Source organism: Marinicella marina (assembly GCF_030065545.1).
In the GTDB taxonomy this organism is placed as follows: Bacteria; Pseudomonadota; Gammaproteobacteria; order Xanthomonadales; family Marinicellaceae; genus Marinicella; species Marinicella marina.
This window is the reverse complement of record NZ_JASJNC010000006.1, coordinates 165,234-185,798: the sequence shown is the minus strand read 5'-3', so window position 1 is coordinate 185,798 and position 20,565 is coordinate 165,234. Positions and strand designations below refer to the sequence as shown.

General features: G+C 43.3%; 22 protein-coding genes and 3 tRNA genes. 5 read left to right on the top strand and 20 right to left on the bottom strand.

Translation table 11 applies throughout. The features are described from left to right. Nucleotides 1–204 precede the first annotated feature (204 nt). The 9 genes from QNI24_RS10790 to ffh all read right to left on the bottom strand — a co-directional run bounded on the left by QNI24_RS10790 (nt 205) and on the right by ffh (nt 8,736). Entirely contained in the window at nt 205–1,047 is an 843-nt protein-coding gene (locus tag QNI24_RS10790; RefSeq protein ID WP_267177140.1) for a BPSS1780 family membrane protein, read from the bottom strand. Between the two features lie 33 nt (nt 1,048–1,080). Beyond that, nucleotides 1,081–1,527 (bottom strand): Fe-S cluster assembly sulfur transfer protein SufU, encoded by a 447-nt coding sequence (gene sufU, locus QNI24_RS10785; RefSeq protein ID WP_267177139.1) that lies wholly within the window; start codon nt 1,525–1,527, stop codon nt 1,081–1,083. Between the two features lie 14 nt (nt 1,528–1,541). Then, a complete protein-coding gene (locus tag QNI24_RS10780; protein WP_267177138.1) occupies nt 1,542–2,744 on the bottom strand; it encodes an aminotransferase class V-fold PLP-dependent enzyme in 1,203 nt (400 codons plus the stop codon). Then, the gene (locus QNI24_RS10775; RefSeq protein WP_267177137.1) at nt 2,741–3,913 is read right to left on the bottom strand and encodes a SufD family Fe-S cluster assembly protein; all 1,173 of its coding nucleotides are present in this window, start codon (nt 3,911–3,913) and stop codon (nt 2,741–2,743) included. The genes QNI24_RS10780 and QNI24_RS10775 overlap by 4 nt, the downstream gene beginning before the upstream one ends. Then, nucleotides 3,894–4,634: a Fe-S cluster assembly ATPase SufC gene (sufC, locus tag QNI24_RS10770; protein WP_267177136.1), complete on the bottom strand. Its 741-nt coding sequence runs from the start codon at nt 4,632–4,634 to the stop codon at nt 3,894–3,896. Before sufC ends, QNI24_RS10775 begins: the two co-directional genes overlap by 20 nt. Continuing rightward, nucleotides 4,634–6,118: a Fe-S cluster assembly protein SufB gene (gene sufB, locus QNI24_RS10765; RefSeq protein WP_267177135.1), complete on the bottom strand. Its 1,485-nt coding sequence runs from the start codon at nt 6,116–6,118 to the stop codon at nt 4,634–4,636. The genes sufC and sufB overlap by 1 nt, the downstream gene beginning before the upstream one ends. Then, a complete protein-coding gene (locus QNI24_RS10760; RefSeq protein ID WP_267177134.1) occupies nt 6,115–6,534 on the bottom strand; it encodes an SUF system Fe-S cluster assembly regulator in 420 nt (139 codons plus the stop codon). The genes sufB and QNI24_RS10760 overlap by 4 nt, the downstream gene beginning before the upstream one ends. Before the next feature lie 134 nt (nt 6,535–6,668). Further along, the gene (locus QNI24_RS10755) at nt 6,669–7,367 is read right to left on the bottom strand and encodes a hypothetical protein (RefSeq protein WP_267177133.1); all 699 of its coding nucleotides are present in this window, start codon (nt 7,365–7,367) and stop codon (nt 6,669–6,671) included. A gap of 10 nt (nt 7,368–7,377) precedes the next feature. After that, the gene (gene ffh / locus QNI24_RS10750) at nt 7,378–8,736 is read right to left on the bottom strand and encodes a signal recognition particle protein (RefSeq protein WP_267177132.1); all 1,359 of its coding nucleotides are present in this window, start codon (nt 8,734–8,736) and stop codon (nt 7,378–7,380) included. Between the two features lie 102 nt (nt 8,737–8,838). Between ffh and QNI24_RS10745 the strand changes: the two genes are divergently transcribed. Next, nucleotides 8,839–9,591 carry a cytochrome C assembly family protein gene (locus QNI24_RS10745; protein ID WP_267177131.1) on the top strand — a complete coding sequence of 251 codons (753 nt, stop codon included), beginning with the start codon at nt 8,839–8,841 and terminating at the stop codon, nt 9,589–9,591. An 11-nt stretch (nt 9,592–9,602) separates the two neighbouring features. Further along, nucleotides 9,603–10,865 carry an HlyC/CorC family transporter gene (locus QNI24_RS10740; RefSeq protein ID WP_267177130.1) on the top strand — a complete coding sequence of 421 codons (1,263 nt, stop codon included), beginning with the start codon at nt 9,603–9,605 and terminating at the stop codon, nt 10,863–10,865. Here the strand turns inward: QNI24_RS10740 and QNI24_RS10735 are convergent. Then, nucleotides 10,862–12,037 carry an MFS transporter gene (locus QNI24_RS10735; protein ID WP_267177129.1) on the bottom strand — a complete coding sequence of 392 codons (1,176 nt, stop codon included), beginning with the start codon at nt 12,035–12,037 and terminating at the stop codon, nt 10,862–10,864. The two genes, QNI24_RS10740 and QNI24_RS10735, sit on opposite strands and share 4 nt — an antisense overlap. Nucleotides 12,038–12,221: 184 nt before the next feature. Here QNI24_RS10735 and QNI24_RS10730 point away from each other — a divergent pair, with 184 nt between their 5' ends. Beyond that, a complete protein-coding gene (locus QNI24_RS10730; RefSeq protein WP_283708708.1) occupies nt 12,222–13,172 on the top strand; it encodes a polyprenyl synthetase family protein in 951 nt (316 codons plus the stop codon). 66 nt (nt 13,173–13,238) lie between these two features. On the opposite strand, the gene QNI24_RS10725 is transcribed toward QNI24_RS10730, so the two are convergent. The 5 genes from QNI24_RS10725 to fur all read right to left on the bottom strand — a co-directional run bounded on the left by QNI24_RS10725 (nt 13,239) and on the right by fur (nt 14,517). After that, a tRNA-Glu gene (locus tag QNI24_RS10725) sits at nt 13,239–13,314 on the bottom strand. 64 nt (nt 13,315–13,378) lie between these two features. Further along, nucleotides 13,379–13,454 (bottom strand) — tRNA-Glu (locus QNI24_RS10720). A 60-nt stretch (nt 13,455–13,514) separates the two neighbouring features. Further along, nucleotides 13,515–13,590: transfer RNA gene (locus tag QNI24_RS10715), tRNA-Ala, on the bottom strand. A gap of 174 nt (nt 13,591–13,764) precedes the next feature. After that, entirely contained in the window at nt 13,765–14,118 is a 354-nt protein-coding gene (gene queD, locus QNI24_RS10710) for a 6-carboxytetrahydropterin synthase QueD (RefSeq protein WP_267177127.1), read from the bottom strand. Beyond that, nucleotides 14,119–14,517 (bottom strand): ferric iron uptake transcriptional regulator, encoded by a 399-nt coding sequence (gene fur / locus QNI24_RS10705; RefSeq protein WP_267177126.1) that lies wholly within the window; start codon nt 14,515–14,517, stop codon nt 14,119–14,121. Between the two features lie 71 nt (nt 14,518–14,588). Here fur and QNI24_RS10700 point away from each other — a divergent pair, with 71 nt between their 5' ends. Continuing rightward, nucleotides 14,589–14,921, top strand: a complete 333-nt coding sequence (locus tag QNI24_RS10700; RefSeq protein ID WP_267177125.1) for an outer membrane protein assembly factor BamE — start codon at nt 14,589–14,591, stop codon at nt 14,919–14,921. Here QNI24_RS10700 and QNI24_RS10695 read toward each other — a convergent pair whose 3' ends face one another. Next, the gene (locus tag QNI24_RS10695) at nt 14,922–15,200 is read right to left on the bottom strand and encodes an RnfH family protein (protein WP_267177124.1); all 279 of its coding nucleotides are present in this window, start codon (nt 15,198–15,200) and stop codon (nt 14,922–14,924) included. Further along, nucleotides 15,193–15,633, bottom strand: coding sequence for a type II toxin-antitoxin system RatA family toxin (locus tag QNI24_RS10690; protein ID WP_267177123.1), 441 nt, complete (start codon nt 15,631–15,633; stop codon nt 15,193–15,195). Before QNI24_RS10690 ends, QNI24_RS10695 begins: the two co-directional genes overlap by 8 nt. 103 nt (nt 15,634–15,736) lie before the next feature. Here QNI24_RS10690 and smpB point away from each other — a divergent pair, with 103 nt between their 5' ends. Beyond that, complete coding sequence (smpB, locus tag QNI24_RS10685) at nt 15,737–16,210, top strand: SsrA-binding protein SmpB (RefSeq protein ID WP_267177122.1); 474 nt, start codon at nt 15,737–15,739, stop codon at nt 16,208–16,210. A gap of 6 nt (nt 16,211–16,216) precedes the next feature. Here the strand turns inward: smpB and QNI24_RS10680 are convergent, their stop codons facing one another. From QNI24_RS10680 to QNI24_RS10670, 3 genes are read right to left on the bottom strand one after another with little or no spacing between them, the layout of a single operon-like run. Further along, entirely contained in the window at nt 16,217–16,612 is a 396-nt protein-coding gene (locus QNI24_RS10680) for a type IV pilin protein (protein WP_283708707.1), read from the bottom strand. A 2-nt stretch (nt 16,613–16,614) separates the two neighbouring features. Next, on the bottom strand, nt 16,615–16,968 hold the full coding sequence (locus QNI24_RS10675) for a hypothetical protein (protein WP_267177120.1): 354 nt from the start codon (nt 16,966–16,968) through the stop codon (nt 16,615–16,617). 13 nt (nt 16,969–16,981) lie between these two features. Further along, a complete protein-coding gene (locus QNI24_RS10670) occupies nt 16,982–20,563 on the bottom strand; it encodes a pilus assembly protein (protein WP_267177119.1) in 3,582 nt (1,193 codons plus the stop codon). Nucleotides 20,564–20,565: the final 2 nt, after the last annotated feature.

Sequence of the window (20,565 nt, the reverse complement as noted above, 5' to 3'; positions counted from 1 at the left end):
AATCGTTTATCCTGCTTTGACCTTCTGTAATTAAAACCGCCATGAGGCTGGTGATATCAAAATTAATCTTGCAGATTCTATCATTTTGATGACCGTTTAAAACAATTGTTTTGTCGCTCTTTTAATCAGCGGCAAAAAGCAAATGACAAAACAGCAAATCAATTTTTTACACATGCATTACAAACCACCTTTGAACACTGGTTTTTATATTTCAGCATAAACCTCAGTGTCTTCACTCTCTGGCTCTTGCTCATCATCAGCAAACAGTTCGGTAAAAGCTTGGTATTGGCTGCACAATCCAATCCCGGTCACTGTAAAGACGAAAAAAAGGACCAACACGTTGGCCACTAATTGGCCAGCACTGCCCATCACCATCAGCACCACAGAACCAACAATACTGGCTAATATCAATACACCAAAAAACACCAAAACAATCAATAATACCAAAGCGATGAAAGCTTTCCAAGACCGCAATACAGCCAATACACTGAATTTTATTGCATTCACGGGATGTGCCCGCTTAAATAATATCAAAGCCGGTGAAAAGGCCAAGGCCAAGGCAACCGGGAGGTTGGTTATCAAGTTAAATAGCACCCTGAGCAGTGCCTCTGCGCCACTCATGTTCATAGCCATTTCTTCAGTCATCTCAAGAGGTAACTCATAGGCGCTTAATAGCAAGACATGCACTTGTTGCATTACCATGCTTAATAAAGCAGAGAACAGCCCTAACAACAAAAAATAATTCAGTTGTTTGAACACATCCTGCCACAGCATATTGATCTGCAGCGGCTGACCCAAACGCACCGCTTGGCAACAGTTCATAATGAATGCAGTGACCATGGGGGAAGCAAAGATAACCAAAACCGCCACCAGCGGCAATGCCACAGATGCCAATAACAAAAACAACACGCCCATAACCAGACAGCTGACGTACCACATGTTCTTCACCAGTTTAAAAAAGATGATACCTTGATTGAACCAGTTTTTTCCATCTTGCCATGTGAAGTTTTTGTCGCTGAAGCTGATCTTGGGTTCGTTTGATTTCATGGCTGGTTTTTTAATTGATTAATAATGATGTGATCACTCTGTGGTGGTGCTGGACTGCCCTTTGATGGCAGCATCAACAGCATACCAACATAAGGTGGCTGATTTAATTCTAGAGGGAAATTTTTTTACCGTAATGAGGGTATTGACCTCACCCAGTTCATCGTATGACACTTGCTCGTTGTTTGGGTCCATGAGTTGTTTGAATAAATTGAACCTGTTTTGCCAGTCTTGCAGCGTTAAACCAGTTGATAGCTCAGTCATCATCGATGCCGATGCCATAGCAATGGCACAACTCTCCCCAGCAAAGTTCACTGCAACCAATCGATCATCAGCAATGGTTAAATAAACTTCAACCAAATCACCACAAATGGCATTCAAGCCCTCGGCATGGTGCGTCCATGTTTCCGGCTTGCCATAATTGTGTGGGTTTTTATTGTGTGCAAGTACTGCTTTTTTGTAAAGTTTATTTAATTCCGACATCTACTCAAACATGTTCACTGGAACATGGCTTTGGCTTTGAGCAGGGATTCTACCAGAACATCAACTTCTTGTTCAGTGTTATAAAATGCCAACGAAGCACGACAGCTACCGGCCAAGCCATAAAACTGAAAAATTGGCATGGTACAGTGATGCCCTGTGCGAATGGCCACACCATGGTGATCAATGATGGTGCCAATGTCATGAGCGTGAATCCCGTCAATAACAAAAGAGAACACTGGGGATTTATTTGTCGCCGTGCCCACCAAGCGTAAGCCAGGTACTTCAGACAGCGCTTGTTCGGCGTACACTTTCAAAACCTGGTCTCGTTCTGCAATTTTATCCATACCAACTGTCATCATGAATTCAGCGGCGGCTCCTAAACCAATGCCACCGGCAATATTCGGGGTTCCCGCTTCGAATTTTGCTGGCACGGCATTATAAACCGTTGATTCGAAAGTGACTTTACTGATCATCTCACCACCACCATGATAAGGTGGCATGGCTGATAAGTGCTCAGACTTACCATACAATATACCTGAGCCTGTTGGCCCATACATTTTATGTCCAGAGACGGTATAAAAGTCACAATCTAAATCTTGTACATCAACTTTGATGTGCGGTGTGGCTTGCGCACCGTCGATTAAAACTGGAATATCCTTGGCATGAGCGGCAGCAATCAACTTTTTAACAGGGTTGATGGTACCCAACGCATTTGAGACATGCACCACAGACATGAACTTGGTCCTCTCATTCAGCAGTTGATCCAAGTCATCCAAAACCAACTCGCCTTGTTGGTTCATGGGAATCACTTTCAGCTTGGCACCTGTTTGTTCGCACAAGATTTGCCATGGCACAATATTTGAGTGGTGCTCTAGGTGTGAAATCAATATTTCATCACCGGCTTTGACTCGGCTTCGGACAAAAGTTTGCGCAACTAAATTAACACCCTCTGTACAACCCCTGACAAAAATCAGGTCTTTTTCTGAAGGGGCATTGATTAATCGTGCCAATGAATTTCTTGCTTGTTCGTATAACTCAGTCGCTGATTCACTCAAACTGTGAACACCGCGGTGAATGTTGGCGTTGTGTTTGAGGTAGTAATTATTGATGGCATCAAGCACCGCTTGAGGCCTTTGCGCGGTGGCGGCATTATCCAAGTACACCAATGGTTTACCGTGTACTTGTTGTTGTAACCCCGGAAACTCGTGCCGCATCATAGTAAAGCCTCCTGTTCGAATGATTCAATCATTATGGCACGTGCTTGTTTGATATCGATGCCACGAGACTGAAGATAAAACAGCGATTGATCATCTAAAGCACCAATGGTAGAGCCATGCGCAGCAACCACCTCATCAGCATAAACCTCTAGCTCTGGTTTACTGAAAATCTTGGCATCAGGTGAGAGCAGAATGTTCTTTAAATCTTGTTCAATCTCAGATTCATCCGCACCCACAGCCACAAAGGCTTTGGCATTGGTGAAAATTTGTGAGGCGCCATCAGCTATTGAGCGATGGGTGACATCTGACTGGTTACTTTTTTTATTATGATTTACTTCAACTAAATCAGCTATATTATTGTTATTTATTGATTTATTAACCGTGCCCATTTTAAAAACAGCTTGATTGCCGTTGAAGTTAACACGGTGTAGGTGATGCTGTAAGCTGCCGCCTAAATGCTGATTTGTGCTGTTCAATTGTGCCTGGGCAGAGAGCTCAAATTGATTGAAACTGATCAAATTTTGGGCATCAGATAAATTGGCCATTTGGTGTCTATTAACCACACTGCCACGTTGCAAATCGTAAACGTTAACCACATTAACCTGTCCTGAATTGAAACGCTCTTCTACCGAGAATTGAGCACCTGTATCGACATTGATTTGATTGCGCACGTATCGCCATTGTTCATCAAATTTGTAGTCGTACTCAAACACCAAATTGACTTCAAGCGCAGCCGAACATTCTACCGAAACACCATGCATAAAGCATGCCGTATTAGCCAGGTTGGCGACGGTTTCTTGATTCATATCCAAATCAAGCCATCGGCTTTCATCAATTGCGTTGATTGGACTGATTCGAACTGAGCCGGGACAATTGTCTGAAACGGTAAAACCATTATCATTCAATTTAATCACCACTTGCTCAACCCCATCATTTGCTATAGATACCGGGTGTGATTCAAGCGATGAAGGCGATGCTTCGCCCCCTTTCAAAGCAAGTCTATTGGCATCGCTGTAGCGCCAATACTCAAGCTTTCTGCTGGGTACGCTCAATGTCTTCAATTGTGCCACTGCCTGTTGTTTTTTGGCTTTCAACCAGTCTGGCAAGTTACTGTCATTGACCAATTGATCATCAGCCAATGTTGTCCAATCAGTTATTAAGCCAGCCATAACCCTGCTCTTCCAATTCTAAGGCCAATTCTTTCGGGCCTGATTTAACAATTTTCCCATCTGCCAATACATGTACAAAATCTGGTTTGATGTAATCCAATAAACGCTGGTAATGCGTAATGATTATGAAGGACCGGTCAGGCGCCCTCAATTGGTTGACACCATCAGCCACGATTTTCAACGCATCAATGTCCAAGCCTGAGTCAGTTTCATCAAGAATTGCCAGCTTGGGCTCTAAAACACCCATTTGAAAAACTTCGTTGCGTTTTTTCTCACCACCTGAAAAACCCACATTAACAGGCCTTTTTAACAAATCATCACGCATGTTCATGTCTTTGATTTTTTGTTTCACCATGCGCAAAAACTGGGCTGAATCCATCGGTTCCTCGCCACGGTATTTGCGCTGTGCGTTCAATGCCGTGCGTAAGAAGTACATGTTATTCACGCCGGGTATCTCAACCGGGTATTGGAAAGCAAGAAAAACACCTTCTGCGGCACGTTCCTCAGGCTCCAGTTCAAGCAGGTCTTTACCCATGTACTCAACTTCACCACGCTGTGATTGCACATAAGGCATACCAGCCAGCAGGTTTCCCAAGGTGCTTTTACCTGCACCATTTGGACCCATGATGGCGTGAACCTCACCGGATTTCACCTCCAGTGACAAACCTTTCAATATTTCTTTATCGCCAGCAGAGGCGTATACGTTATCAATTTTTAACATCAGCCAATGGCTCCTTCTAACGAGATGTCTAACAATGCTTTTGCTTCAACAGCAAACTCCATAGGTAATTCTTTAAATACTTCTTTACAAAACCCATCAACAATCAATGAGATGGCATCTTCTTCTGTGATACCACGTTGTAGACAGTAATTCAGTTGGTCTTCAGATATTTTTGAGGTGGTTGCCTCATGCTCTAACTTGGCTGTCATGTTGGCAGATTCCGTGTAAGGAAAAGTATGGGCTGCACACGTCTTACCAATCAACAAAGAATCGCACTGGGTAAAATTTCTGGCGTTGTCGGCTTTTTTGGCCACACGAACCAGACCGCGGTAGGCGTTTTGGCTTTTGCCCACAGAGATGCCTTTTGAAATGACTGTACTTTTGGTGTTTTTACCCAAGTGTATCATTTTGGTTCCGGTATCGGCCTGTTGGTGGTTGTTGGTTAATGCCACAGAATAAAACTCACCGCTGGAATTATCACCACGCAATACACAGCTGGGGTACTTCCAAGTGATGGCCGAACCTGTCTCGACTTGGGTCCATGAAATTTTTGAATTTTTACCCAGACAATTACCGCGTTTGGTGACAAAATTGTAGATGCCGCCTTTGCCGTCTTCGTCTCCCGGGTACCAATTTTGCACAGTTGAGTATTTGATTTTGGCATCATCCATGGCAACCAACTCAACCACCGCAGCATGCAGTTGGTTTTCATCCCGCATCGGCGCTGTACACCCCTCCAAGTAGCTGACATATGATCCTGCTTCAGCAACTATCAAAGTTCGTTCAAACTGGCCGGTGTTGATGGCATTGATTCTGAAATAGGTAGAAAGCTCCATCGGACAACGCACACCCTCTGGAATGTAAACAAAAGAGCCGTCACTGAAGACAGCAGCATTCAGCGCAGCAAAATAATTGTCTCTTGATGGTACCACTGAGCCCAAGTATTTTTTGACCAATTCAGGGTGATCATGCACCGCTTCAGAGAATGATGAAAATATCACACCCACTTTCTCTAGTTCAGCTTTGAAAGTGGTTCCAACAGAGACTGAATCAAACACCGCATCCACTGCCACGCCAGCCAATCGCTCTCTTTCGTGTAGTGGCACGCCTAACTTGTCATATGTTTCGATGAGTTTAGGATCAACTTCATCCAATGATTTAGGTGCATTTTTTGCCTGTTCATTCGGTGAGGAGTAATAAGATATGGCCTGAAAATCTATTACAGGTATATTTAATTTAGCCCAATTAGGTGGATCCATCTTTTGCCACTTTTCAAAGGCGTCTAAACGGTAGTCTAACAACCACTGCGGCTCATCTTTTTTGGCTGAAATCAACCGAATGGTGTCCTCATCCAATCCAGGCGGGATGGTGAAGGACTCAATATCAGTAACAAAACCTTCTTTGTACTTTTGTTTGGCACGTGCTTTAACAACCGCATTTTCTTCGTTGTTATCGACGCTGCTTGTTTCTGTGTTTTGATTCATGATTTAATTTCTAAGTTAATTCTATCTTGTTCGTCCCAAATATCGCTGACACTGACGCTTTGCAGGGCCTCTAATAATATTTGATTGACCTTCTTCATACCGCTACTCATATGACACTGAGACATAAAATGACATGCCTCATCATCATCTGCACATTCGGTTAAAGACATCCCTCCTTCCATGGCGATAATCACTTCATTCAGTGAGATGTCGCTTTTTTTCTTGACCAGGTAGTAGCCACCATTGGCGCCCAGCTTTGAGTTCAGCAAACCGGCTTTTTTTAATAATTTCATGACTTTACTGACTGTGGGCGTTTCCAGCCCAGTGAGCTGCGACACCGAGTCAGCTGAGGACGGTGATTGCGATTTTTCCAGGGCCATAATCACAATAAATCCGTATTCAGTTAGTTTTGACATCTTTATCATAGACTGCATTTTACCACATAAAGGACTAATTTAGTACTACTTGAGGTTCAATCTATGAACAAAACGAGACTTTAACAACCGGGGTGCAAAATACGCGTCAAAAATACTGTATAAATTAACAACAATCAGAGTTGATTAATGATTTTTTCAGCCAACCCCCATTGAACTGACCATTGGGCTTCGGGTGCTTGGGCGGTAATGACAAATAAGTCATTGTTGTGGTCATCAATGTAATATTCAGTGGTGGTTAAAATATTGTTCGGCTGTTGGTACTTGATGTTGAATACCTTGAACCGATCATGGCTTTTGAATTGACTGTCTAACAAACGGTGGCCTGGATTGTCTCTGATTTGGTGGTACAGCAACAAGGCCTGAGCAAAAGCGCCCATGCGCAGGTTTGACATGGTGTCTTTATAAGCCTTTAATGACACCCCGGCTTGGAATTCTGCTGGTGAATTCAATACTTTTCTGCTCCACCATGTCTGTTCATGATCGCGTGATTGGCGTTTATACACGGACCAATTAGCAGGTATAAAACGCGCCCAGCCAAAACTAAAATAAGGACTGCGTGCTTGCGCGATGTTGTTGGGCATTGAGGGCTTAACAGACTGGTGAGGCTGTTGCAGCGGCTTTGGCCGCCTTTGTAACGGCTTTTTCCTCTCAGAGCGAGTCGCTTGTGATTTTTGTTGCAACGCTGTAACTGCACACTTTCGGTCTTGAATCACAGTTGTACCATCGGCCTGATTACAGTGATAGAGCTTGGTTTTTTTGGCCTGTAAAGAGGACGCCATTGAAAAAGCAAATAACAACAGCAAAAACTTCATGACAATACAATCAGAATGGCATGCCACCAGGTAATTTACCACCTAATTTCTGCATCATTTTCATCATTCCTTTGCCCTTGAATTTACGCATCATTTTCTGCATTTGATTGTACTGTTTCAATAATTTAGAAACATCCTGTATGGTGGTGCCAGAACCGTTGGCTATACGGCGCTTTCTGGAACCTTTGATCAGCTGGGGGTACCTTTTTTCTTTCAATGTCATCGAGCTTATCACCGCCAACATGCGTCCAGTTGACTTGTCATTGACTTGGTCTTTAACCATATCTGGCAAATTGCTCATACCTGGTAACTTATCCAACATGGAGGACATGCCGCCCATGTTTTGCATTTGCAGCAGTTGTGACTGAAAGTCTTCCAGTGTGAACTTATTGCCTGTGGCTACTTTTTTCGCCAGTTTTTCAGCTTCTTTTTTATCGACCTTGCGCTCGACTTCTTCAACCAAAGAAAGCACGTCACCCATGCCGAGGATGCTGGATGCAATTCGATCAGGGTGAAAAGGCTCCAAAGCCTCCATTTTTTCACCCACGCCTTGGAATTTAATTGGCTTACCAGTGATGTTTTTGACAGATAACGCCGCACCGCCTCGGGCATCACCGTCTACTTTGGTCAACACCACACCAGTTAAATCCAAAGCATCAGAAAAAGCCTTGGCAGTGTTGGCAGCATCTTGGCCAGTCATGGCATCTACCACAAATAATGTCTCTGTCGGATTGATGCTGTTTTGCAATGACTTGATTTCTTTCATCATCGCTTCATCAACCGCCAAACGGCCTGCAGTATCCACGATCAGGACATCAAAATAACCTTTCTTAGCAGCTTGTAACGCCGTCATCCCAATGGTCACTGGGTCATCAATCACAGATGATGGAAACCACTCAACGCCGACCTGTTCTGCCACAGTCTGCAATTGTTCGATGGCTGCAGGTCGATAGACATCTGCCGAAACCACCATGACTTTTTTATTCTCGCGTTCTTTCAGAAACTTTGCCAGTTTACCCGTGGTGGTGGTTTTACCCGCACCCTGCAGGCCTGCCATCAAAATCACCACAGGAGGCTGGGCATTAAAATTGATACCTGAAGTTTCCTCGCCCAAGACCTTAACCAATTCTTCTTGCACCACTTTGACCAACACTTGTGCTGGTTTCAAACTGGTCAATACTTCAGTACCTAGGGCACGTTCTCTGACATCTTCGATGAATGACTTCACCACAGGTAAAGCAACATCAGCCTCCAACAAAGCCACCCGCACTTCTCGCAAAGCTTCTTTGATGTTGTCCTCGGACAGATTTGCTTGTCCGCGAATCTTTTGAATACTCTTAGATAGTCTGTCTGTTAAATTATCGAACATGATGCCAATTATCCTGTTGGTAAAAAATAAGACCTGCTATTATAATGTCATTATCTTCAAATATAAATGAGACGGCTTAATTAATATGGCCTCTTAACAAATATGACATACCTTTTCGCCATCACAGGCTTGCTCCACCTATTGGCTTTGGCCAATATCAAGAAGTACCAAGTCTCTGTCGCATTTTTCATTTTGGCCAGCTTATGCCAAACGGTCATAACAAGCCAGGTACTTTTATCCGAGTCTGAATGGTCTTTCAACGCTCAAAACGCTTGTCTGGTAGTCAGTTGGCTATCAAATATCATAGTTCTACTGGCACAGTTCAGATTGGTATGGGTTAGGGTCATGGTGCATGTGATTGCTCTGGTCATTTTGACATGGATTTACTTTTGGCCCCACCCAAGCATTTCTAAACCCTATGTTTGGGCCATAGACATGCATATTTTGTTATCCATTCTGGCTTATTCTTTGTTGTTTGTTTCATCCTTAATCTCAATCAATTTGGGCTGGCAAATCAAACAAATGAAGAAAAATGTATTTGACACCCAAAGCATGACCATCAACAGCCTGCTGAAAAACGAAGAAAAACTATTCAAACTTATTTTCTTGGGGTGGCTGTTTCTCAGTTGCGCCCTACTGACTGGTGTGATGTTTGTACAAGGCTTCTTGGCTGACGGTATGGGCCATAAGATTATTTTCTCATTGGTTGCCTGGGTGTTATTTGCTGTGTTGATTGTGGGCAGAATCACCAAGGGATGGCGCGGCAAAAAAGCCATCAAACTCAACCTCATAGCCATGAGTCTATTGATGCTTGGCTTTGTAGGCAGTTACTTGGTTTTGGACTATTTGGTCTGATGGGGCACTGAGTGATTTCCGAACTACCAACCAACACTTTACTGATCATCATCGGCGTCTTACTGGTGCTCTCGGCATTTTTTTCCAGCTCTGAAACCGCCTTGATGGCACTGAACAGAATCAAGCTGAAAAATGATGCCAAAAAGAAAAAGGGTGCTTTTTTGGCGCAAAAGTTATTAGAGAAACCCGATCGATTGATTGGACTGATCTTGATAGGCAACAACTTCATCAATATCGCTGCCACTGCCCTCACCACCATTGTTGCAATTAAAATAGCCGGCGACAAAGGGGTCGCCTATGGCACCGCTATTTTAACTTTTGCCATCTTGATTTTCTCTGAAGTAACACCCAAAACCTATGCAGCATTGAATCCTGAAAAATTAGGTTATGTGGCCTCCTACGTATTAACTCCGATGCTGAAACTGCTCTATCCGATTGTTTGGGGCACCAATTTAATGACCAATGGATTGTTGCGTTTACTGGGTGTACCTAAAGAAATTGCGCAAGAAGCCTTGTCGCGTGAAGAACTCAAAACGCTGGTCATTGAGAATGACTTAATCAATCCAGATGTTCACCAAAAAATGATGATCAATGTGATGAATCTTGATCACATGAACATTGAAGATGTGATGGTACCCCGCAATGAAATACAAGGCATCAACATCAATGATGACTGGGAAGTCATTGAGAAACAATTGGTTAATACCTACCTCACTCGATTACCGGTTTATGTTGATAACATTGACCAAGTCATTGGCATCTTGCACATCAGAACCATTCTGACCATGCTCAAGAACCAAAACCTTGACATCACCAAACTCAAACGCATCCTAAGAAAACCTTATTTCGTTCCCGAAACCGCCAGTTTGTCAGCACAACTCAGTGAGTTCCAACGCAAAGAACGGCGCATGGGCTTGGTCGTGGATGAATATGGAGATTTAGTCGGCTTGGTAACTCTTGATGATATTTTGGAGGAAATTGTTGGTAAATTCACTTCTGAACCGGGAGACCGAGGGCTAAAAATCATCAAACAAGACGACAACCAATACCTGGTCAAAGGCCGCATAGCAGTGCGTTCGCTGAATCGCCGTTTACAATGGGATTTACCCACTGATGAAGCAACCACCATCAATGGCCTGATCACTGAATATTTGAAAGACTTACCGACTAAGGATTTAGCTGTTTCAATTGATGGTTACCGCATGACCATCATCGAAACAACTGCAGACAACATCATCAGTAAAGTATTGATAACGCCGCCGAATGATGACTAATTACTGACTCGTTTCAGGCCGAACAGTTTGAATCCAAACAAGGCAGCTACCAGTAACAATCCTGCCGCTGCAGATAACACATAATCGCGATTTAAACTGAGCAAATAGCCACCCAATGCACCACCAACAAAAGCCCCTATAAACTCACTGGTGGCAAAAACCCCCATGGCCGCACCACGGTATTTCTCTGCCGCTATTTTGGAGATGACTGAAGGCATTGAAGCTTCTAAATAGTTAAATAAACCAAAATAGGCCACCAAATACACTGCCAGCAACCAAAAGTTGGCATGAACCAAATTCAATAACATCAAACTGCCAGAAAGCAACAAAAACGCCGCACTCATCATTTGCATGTGATTTTTCAACTTCTCTTGAGCAATGATGAGCGGCACCATGATACCAATAGATAACACCAATACGGGCAGATAGAGCCGCCAGTGGTGGGCCAACTCAAAATTGAAATTTTGTACCAGCACCAGGGGCAAGACCAAAAACAAAGCCGTCATACTGGCATGCAAAGCAAACACACCAAAATCCATCATCATCAGTGGTTTCAGCTTAATACAATGCAGCAACTCTTTGAAACTGTAATCCCTTGCAGCCAATTTTTCCGGCTCTTCAACCACAAAAATCAACACCAACAAAGCAGCCACCGCGAGTGATGCTGTGAACCAAAACAAACCACTTAAACCGAATTGGGCCGCCAAAATAGGTCCGCTGATAAATGCCAGCATAAATGACAAACCGATGCTGCTACCAACTATGGCCATCATTTTACCGCGTTGTTCTGGACGCGACACATCTGCCACTAAAGCCAAACCCGTGGCTGCAATCGCTCCCATCCCTTGGATCAGACGACCTACAATGATCCAAAAAATATCATCTGCCAAAGCCGCCACAACCGAACCCAGTGCAAACAAACACAAACCCAATGCAATGACTTTCTTGCGGCCCCAAACATCTGACAAAAAGCCCATGGGTATTTGTAACAAAGCCTGGGTCAGGCCATAAACGCCAATGGCCAAACCAACCAACAGCGGCGTTGCACCATCTATATCAACGGCATATACTGAAAAAACAGGTAAAATCAAAAACAGACCATACATGCGCAAAGCAATCATAAAGGCAATCGCAATGGCTGATTTTTTCTCTAGGGCATTCATCTTAGACATGGGGGCGCATGGTACCAAAAATCCTGTTTTAAAACCATTGATAGATTAACCTGACCAAGATTTTTTTATCAGCTATCTGTTTATGCTGAACCAGGTCTTATATAATGGCAGCTCATAATTAAGCAGGTCACTGACCCTGAATTTACACCACATGGAAAACAGCAACATTAATATTCAAGATGTCATGAAATTAACCGATGTCGGTATGAACGCAGTTAATGACCACCTGCGCAAACAACTGAATTCAGAAGTTATACTGATCAACCAAATTGCCGAATACATCATCAGCAATGGCGGCAAACGGTTGCGTCCAGTGCTGATGCTATTGATTTCCAAAGCACTTGACTACAAAGGCGATCAAGGCATTAATTTAGCAGCCGTGATTGAATTGATTCACACCGCAACTTTATTGCATGATGATGTGGTCGATGAATCAGAAATGCGAAGAGGTGAAAAAACCTCGCATGAAATTTGGGGCAATTCAGCCAGTGTCTTAGTGGGTGACTTCTTATACTCTAAATCATTCCAGATGATGGTCAAAGCCGACAACATGCAAGTGATGTCGATTTTATCAGATGCCACCAATAAAATATCAGAAGGCGAGGTACAACAGCTACTCAACGTGGGCAACGTCAATATTTCAGAGGATGCTTATTTTCAAATCATAGCCAACAAAACAGCTAAGTTATTTGAAGCAGCTTGCCAATTGGCGGCAGTCATTGCTGACGAAAATGCCGCTTCACAAAAGCAACTGGGTGATTTTGGCATGTTGCTAGGAACGGCCTTTCAGATTGCTGATGATGTATTAGATTACACCGCTGACGATGCAGCTTTGGGAAAAAATTTAGGCGATGATTTCAGCGAGGGCAAATTAACATTGCCTCTGATTTACTTGCTCAAACACGGTAATGACGGTGAAAAATCAGCCATTATCAATGCCATCAAAAACCCAGATAAGACTGACTTTATGGTTATCAGGAATTTAGTAACCGATTCAAATGCCATTGAATACACCATGAAACAAGCCCAAATCAAAGCTGAGGAAGCCAAAAACAAACTATCAGGGCTGCCCACATCAGAAGCCAAAGAAGCACTTATGTTTTTGTGTGATTATGCGTGGAAGAGAGGCCAATAAGCGACAAACTTGAAGCAAAAAAACTGTCTTTGCTGACTTGATTGATCAATTTTGGCATAAAGATAATGGCGTCCCATAGGGGACTCGAACCCCTGTTGCCGCCGTGAAAGGGCGGAGTCCTAGGCCACTAGACGAATGGGACGCAAAGGACATTACTTGATCATGGTAACTCTTGCCTGACTCATGCTTCTGATCAACAGCATGAATGGCGTCCCATAGGGGACTCGAACCCCTGTTGCCGCCGTGAAAGGGCGGAGTCCTAGGCCACTAGACGAATGGGACGCAAGGACATTTCACTTTCTTTGCTTGAACAAGTTATTTGCCTGAACAAAGCCTCTTTGTTGGTGGAGCTAAGCGGGATCGAACCGCTGACCTCAACACTGCCAGTGTTGCGCTCTCCCAGCTGAGCTATAGCCCCACAAAGAGGATGCGTATTATCGGCATTTATGCAGTCATAGTCAAATAGTTTTTGTTACAAAAACACAAGATTTAGACTGACTGTGCTTTTGCTTACAGAAATAAGCGGGCGATGGATATATTTATCATTAAAGCCAGGTTTGAATGATATTCATTACACGCTATTTTACTCTGTCTAGCCACGATAAACGCAACCGGAGGTACAGGTTTCACAGATTTCTATTTCCGATAACAGTGGTAATTCCGGCTTAAGCTTCTGCCAAATCCAAATGGCTAAATTTTCACTGGTTGGATTTTCTAGACCAGCCACTTCATTCAGGCAGTGGTGATCCAATTGCTTATAAATAGGTTGAAAGGCTGCTTTTATCTCTGCAAAATCAATGATCCAGCCAGTGGTGGCATCAGGTTCCCCGGTCACTTTGATAATCACTTTGAAGGAATGGCCATGCAGATTACCACATTTGTGACCGTCTGGCACATTGGGTAACCAGTGAGCGGACTCTAAATAAAACTCTTTGTAAATATCCATTTATTTCTTTTTCACGTACAAGACCATTTTATGGTCAATCAACTCAAAACCATGCTGCTCGGCTATCTTCAATTGCAATTGCTCTAACTCCTCATCATAGAACTCCATGACTTTACCACTGTCAACATCAACCATGTGATCGTGATGCTCACCAGTGTCTAGTTCATAGACAGCCTGAGTGTTTTCAAATTGATTTTTACTGACCAATCCAGCAGTCTCAAATTGGTTTAATACTCGGTATATAGTTGCCAGTCCAATGTCATGGTCGGCACTCTTCATTTCATCGTATAACTCTTCAGCGGTGAAGTGTTTACCTTTGTTTTTACTTAAAAATTCAAGAATTTGTAAGCGCGGTAAAGTGACTTTAAGGCCCGCTTCTTTGATTTCTTTTTTACTCATCTGAAGAATTAACTGTTATTTAATAAAATTTATTGTATCATTCTGGCTTCAATTTTAAACACCTTATTAGAATGAAAATTGTTGTAATTGCAATATTTGCTTTGTCGCTGAGTTTATCTGGATGCTATAAAGTTCCGGTCCAGCAAGGAAACATCCTTAAACAAGAGGACATCGATGAAATCAAACCAGGTATGACCAAACAGCAAGTGGCTATCGTACTGGGAACACCCACCATCGCTGACCCATTTAATCAGGACAGATGGGATTACATCAATACCACCAAGAGCAAAGGCGAATTTAAAAAACTGAAAAAATTCAGTTTGTATTTCGAAGACAATAAATTGGTTAGAACCGAGGGCAATTACTTTCCCGATAAAGGTGACGGCACCACAGAAGTAGAATAATTATTTTTTCAACTGCTCTGCTCGCTTGCGCCTTACTGCTTTTGGATCAGCAATCAACGGGCGGTAAATTTCTATACGGTCTCCGTCTCTGACCTCAAAATCAAGGGTTTTAACTTGGCTGAAAATACCTACTTTCATGGTCGCCAAATCTATCTCTGGATAATCTGACAAAATATCGGACTGCTCAATGCATGTTTGGATGGTGGCTCCCTCTTCAACCTGTATGCAATACAATTTTTGAGACTCTGGCGTGGCAAAAATCACTTCTAAACTAAGCATAAACAACCCCTGCCCTGGTGACAAAATCATTGACTAAATGACCAGCAATTTGATCAAAACTCTTGGTAAACATGCGTCCCAGCACCTGGGATTTAACTTCATACTGCAATTGCAACTCAACTTTAGAGCCAAACTCAGGAAACTGTAAAAAATGCCATTCACCAGTCATGCGCCTGAAAGGGCCTGAGACCAATGACATGTACATAATTGTTAAATCACCGTCACGCTCTATGGTATTTTTGGTAGCAAATTCCACTTTGATACCGCTGACTTTTATTTTCATTCCTGCCACGTACTGTTGATCAGAACGTTCAGACACATAGCCATGTTTACACCACTTGAGAAACTCAGGATAGCGCTCAACGTCATTGACCAGGTTAAGCATTTGCTCACTGGCATGAGGGACTATGGCGGACTTGATGATTTCAGACATGATTAGGGCGGCCCTCTAACTGAGCATATTTAGGCTGATTGCTTGGTGCAATTTGCAGAGAAATTACATAAAATTCAGACTCTGGTAAATGATTCACTGATAAATGGCTAAAACAAAGAAAAAGGATAATACCATTGTCGTCAATAAAAAAGCATCCCATGAATATCATTTTATTGAAGATTTTGAAGCTGGCATTGAATTACAAGGCTGGGAAGTTAAATCTATTCGTGAAGGCAAAGTTAATTTGGCTGAAAGTTATGTGTTCATCAAAGATGGGGAAATTTATCTGACCAACTGCCACATCACACCGCTGAATACCGCATCAACTCACATCACAGCTGAGCCCAATCGGTTGAAAAAGCTGTTGTTGCACCGCCATCAAATCAATTACCTAATTGGTGCCGTTGAAAGAAAGGGTTTAACCTTGGTGGCCAGAAGCCTCTATTGGATCAAAGGCAAAGTTAAACTCAAAGTCATACTGGCACAAGGCAAAAAGCTGCACGACAAGCGCGCAGCTTCTAAAGAAAAGGATTGGAATCGTCAAAAACAACGCATCCTTAAATCCGGACAACTTTAACTATTTTTATTCCCAGCACTGAGCCGGTGTCTTATTACCTAAATTGTCTATTCTGATTCTTGTACATGCCGTATCACTGGTGGCTTGACCACCACGCGCATTGGCCTGTAAACGCCACCCATTGTTGGGCCTGTCCTGATGCACAATGCGGTAATCATCCCAACGCAAGAATGCATTGGTTAAACTCAGTGCAGAACCGCCACCAGTTACATTGGTTGGATAGGTGTTGGTGTTGGCATAGAATTTTTCATACATGCCAGCCACCTCTAAAAGTTTAGCATGTGCCTCAGCCCGTTTGCTTTCAACCACATATTGTCGATAACTAGGCAGCGCAAAAGATGCCAGTAGGGCAATGATTGCAATGACCACCAGAAGCTCAATTAAAGTAAAACCTCTATTCATTCTCATTCTATCTCCATCGGTTTTGTGTCTGTTATAAAAGTGATCTCCCTAAATTTAGGGTTGGCACTTTTCATATCAAAACTTATCTTATCAAAATAATAATTTTCACCAACCTTTAATTGATTGATCTTCAAGGGTTGTGGCTCGGACTCATCGATGGCTAAAGTACTGGCTTTGGTATTCAATACGTATTTGTATTTGATGCCATTAAACACCACTGAATCATCTGCAGTAACCACAGCATCCAACACACCTGAACCGGTTTCAGTCACAAACGCACCATTTTGGGCTTGAAGCGCCAAGGTTGTTGACATCATGATTAACAAAAATACACTTTTACTGATTCTATTTTTCATATTCATTTCTCAATTATTCAGTTAATAAGTTAGTCCAGTTTCTGCGACGCCAAGTAAATTTCTGGATAGAGGTAGTTATGACTTGATTCACACCCTCTGTGTTGATGTCCAAAGTACCACCACCTGGTGATTCGGTGAACGTCGGTGAACTGATCACAAAGTCCGAAATAAATGTACCTACGCCATCATCAAATATAGATTGAGGTACACCGTCTATGATAACTTCAGGGTTCTCAAAAATTTCACCCACATTTGGGATGCCGCCTGTGAGCGGATTAAGCGCCATCAACCAGCTTCTACCACCCGCTTCACAGGGGTCAGTACCAGCAGTGATATTAGAAGTCACAAACAAGGCTTCTCGTCCAATTAAAGATAAAGGGTTAAACACACGTTCACCATTTTCAATCAATTTGACTTTCCAACCGCTGTCAACGGCATGATTGACTTCATTGGCAGTAATGTCTCTCAAAAAGCCACCGCCTGCTAAAGTCAAGTTCTGCTCAACAAAATCACCCGTTTCAATATTTTGGCTGATTTCTGTAGAAGCCAAACCATCAATCACACCGACTACATATTGATCAGCTGGCAGAGTTATAGAACGATCAGAAGGCTCTAAATATTTACCTGTGGCATACATCACAATCACGTCGTTTTCAGCCGATTGAATACCATCAGGCACTGCAATCACTCTTGGTTTAACAGTGATGGGACGTTCTTTGGTGCCGTTGGCATTGATCAATTTTGTGGCTGACCAATTGGCATAATTTGTGTCTGAAAAGTCGAAGCGCCATAAATTACCATACAAATCACCGGCATACCCGTAATCTGCACCGTAATCGACCCTTGGGTTTGATTCGCCTGGTGGTACCTGGAACTCTGAATCAACAGCCACAATACTGCCTAAACCATTGGGCGTACCTACACTGCCCACGCCGGTATCAATTTTCGTTAACAATTGACCATCACTGAGGCGAACCACATAAAGCACGGCATTACCAGATGTACTGATTCGATTGCGTGGATCTGCTAATAATTCAAAGTCTTGTTCTGAATTATTATAGCCATTAGGTAACAACGCCACCCACTCACCGGTACTGGAAATTCGAATGATGGTTGCTTCACCATAACTGAAACCCATATCAGCATCATCAGTATCAGAGAATTCCCACAATACAGTCGGCTCCGTGCTGTCACCATCGGTCACATCCAAGGCGAAGAAAGATTGGCCGCCATAGCGCATGCCTGAAACCAAAACACTGCGCCAACTGCCATTAATAAATGCGTCTCTAACCACAGGTGTGTTATCCACATATGACCAATGGTCAGCGGTTGGATCAGGTAATCGGTGGATGTTATTCAATGCTTTAGATGGCATAAAACCCCAGCGCTCCTTGCCTTCATCTGCACCTTCAGCATTGAACGCATGTAACATGCCACCATTAGATCCTACATATACGGTGTTATTGCGGTCTTTTTGTGCTATCTGAAATTCCAAATAACCATTATCAGCATCCGCAGCATCTCGCTCATCTGTGCCCTCGGCCCACAATGAGTCTTCATAACCAGCACTTGGCCCCCTAACAATGTAAGGGCTGGCGTGTACGATGTCAGCCAATACACTGACCCGATCTTTGAGCACACCAGAATTGGCTTGTTCTAAGCCTTGATCACCAATCACATAATTAATGATGTCATTGGTGGTAACGCTCAGATTAGTGATTAACTCTTCTGCGTTGAGTTCGATGATACTTTTCAGTGCTGTGCTTAAACTGGTATCGAACCGTTCTTTGGTTTTTGATAACGGGTTGTAAGTGTAGATATTACGATTGGTTTGCTTGGGCACTGTTTCTCCAGTGGCCTCACAATTACCGCCAGTAAGGATACACGAGGCATCCCAAACAGGGTCACCAAAGGTTCGATCATCATTGATCTCTCTGGCAATTAAATTACCCGACCAAGTGGATGAATCAAAAGCAGGCGAGTAAGCCCTGGTATTGTCTGTGATCACACCTGATGAAATGGTCGATGAGGCACCTCTGGAAACACGCTCCAGAATGTTATTGACCACGTTATTCAAGGCATTAACCAACTCATTGGGGTTGTTGGCGCTGAAGAACTGTCCTCTGCTGTTAATCGATGAATGCCACACATCGTCTATTCGTCTGTTTTCGTTACTGGCATCAGGCCAGCCACAATCGCCGGTTCTTAAACCCAAATAAACGGCTTCTTTGGCATCTGTGATGGTGGGTTGCTCGGAGCAGTTATCCCCGTCAAAGTCACCAGCTTCATAGGCCTGTACCCTTGTCGCCTCCAAGCCCATTCCCACATTATAAGTGACCAAATGCTGCCAGTAGGCCGGATCATTTTTTGGGTTCCAAACAAATTCAGGACTTTCCCACTCATCATCAAACGGTGTCATATCAATCAGTGTACCGTCGCTTTTGCGGTAGTCTTTTTTAAACCGCTTGACGTTATTATTGAGGTTTGGGTTAAGATCTCTGGCCCAAGCATCAAATGCAATGTCTGACAATGAGGTCCGGCCCTCTGTTTTTGAGTAAATTTCTTGCTCACCGTTACCGGTGTAGTTGGTATACAGGCCCATATCATCACCTGGTAGGCCGTTACCGTTTTCATCTAAAAGTACTGTACCGCCGCCCCAAGCACCGTTCCAACCACCGTCTGAGATGGCGATGTGAAAGTTCTGCTGACAAGAAAGGTTGGTGTTAAAGTCTTCGTTAAAATAACTGTCGTCATCTTCAAACAACTCACCTGCACGATTAAAAGCGTTCCTCAAAGGTGTGCCGCCTGATGTGGGCGCCCTGAACAACCAATTAAAAAAGTCATTGCGGTGGTTACCATCAAACTTGCTTAAGTCACTGTAAGTAGTCAATCGATTCAATTCTTGCCACGCAATTTTAAAATCGGGACCAAAACCAGAAAAAGCCCGACTGATGGCAGCTCTGGATAATTTGGCTCGCGAGTTATAATAGGAGTACCAGTTAGCAAAATTATCTAAATCATCGCCGAAAAGAAACACAGTGTCCCAACCGGTGTCGGTTGCATTGCGCACACTGTAATAAGCACGGTCACCTTCCCAGTCAGGATGGAAATTTTGATACAAAGCATTGATGTTACCAATATCTCTCTCTTGGGTATCGACAAAACCAATCCGTACGTTGTTATCAAAACGGTTGTATACGATGCGCCTGATGGCAATGTAGTCATCGGTTAAATCAACCGTATCGTTCATGTTATTGGGGTAGCCATCTACCCAAGCATTCTCAGGGTCGGCATCAGGCATTTGTGAACCATCAGCGCGTAAAGGCGGCGAATAAGTGATACTGGGATCGAAATACAAGGTATTCAATGTTGGGTCGGTAAAATCCGTACCATTGGATCCCGATGGACCCATGAACGACCAAAACATACTGCCAGAATCATCCAAAGTCACCGCGATCGCTGGTGGCACTGACTGATCTAGAAACAAGGGATCATGCGACAATTGCAGCAAAGATGCCTTACTGGAGCCTGAAAAACCTGCCACAAAAACAAAAGCAGCAGTGATCAGAAATTGGGGACTTTTACTTATATTCATAA